Annotated in this window: 1 protein-coding gene; it reads left to right on the top strand. The window is 46.0% G+C overall.

Annotated elements, in window-relative coordinates; all coding sequences use genetic code 11:
* The first annotated feature begins 221 nt into the window (after positions 1-221).
* Complete coding sequence (gene upp / locus M595_RS27925) at positions 222-872, top strand: uracil phosphoribosyltransferase (RefSeq protein WP_023066021.1); 651 nt, start codon at positions 222-224, stop codon at positions 870-872.
* The last annotated feature ends 79 nt before the right edge of the window (positions 873-951 follow it).

Below are 951 nucleotides of genomic sequence, written 5' to 3'. Positions count from 1 at the left end.
GGGTCATACGCCCGCCCCTGACCTTTAAATATAGACAAAAACGGGAGCGGTCTGAACACCGCCGCCCCGTTTACCGATCCTTTGAGAGGAGAACACTAAAATTTAATATAACCTTATTGAAAATTATTGTCAAATAATTAGGAGAATTTTCCCAACTGTATTAGAACACTTCGCGAACGAGTTATGATAATTGAGGATTTTCAGCAGACATCAATCGGCTTATGGCTTTGCAACTGCGCGTTTATGTTCCCCCCCATCCGTTGGTTAAGCACTGGCTTTCAGTGGCTCGTGATGTCAGTACCCCCTCTGCAATTTTTCGATCTGCGATGACAGAATTAGGGCGATGGCTCACCTATGAAGCAGTACGAGACTGGCTACCGACGCTAGAAACAACGGTGCAAACGCCTTTAGCGGAATGTCCAGCGACTTATGTGAATCCTCAAGTTCCTCTGGCGGTGATTCCGATTTTACGAGCGGGATTAGCGTTAATGGAAGGCATTCAGAGTGTTGTACCGATCACTTCGGTTTATCATTTAGGGATGGTACGCAACGAGGAAACTTTAGAATCAACTTGTTATCTGAACAAACTGCCTCCTCATTTTGATCCTCAAACCCGCGTCTTGATCAGTGAACCGATGTTGGCGACAGGCGGAACCATCATGGCTACTATGGAAGAATTGACACAACGGGGAGTTAATCCAGAGTTCACCCGAATTGTTTCGATTGTGGCGTCTCCTCCGGCGTTACAACGGTTGAGTGTCGCTTATCCTCAGCTGAAGGTGTATACGGCGATTATTGATGAAACGGTGAATGAGAACGGGTTTATTGTACCCGGATTAGGGGATGCTGGCGATCGCACCTTTGGAACTTAAGTTCTGAGAGTTGTCCCTGACAACGGTAAAATTAGGGTATTGAAAACAGAAAAGTTGATATGAGCAATCGAGAAGGGTT

The sequence above is a fragment of the Lyngbya aestuarii BL J genome (genome assembly GCF_000478195.2).
In the GTDB taxonomy this organism is placed as follows: Bacteria; Cyanobacteriota; Cyanobacteriia; order Cyanobacteriales; family Microcoleaceae; genus Capilliphycus; species Capilliphycus aestuarii.
The sequence above is the reverse complement of the archived record's forward strand: the minus strand, read 5'-3'. Positions and strand labels throughout refer to the sequence as shown.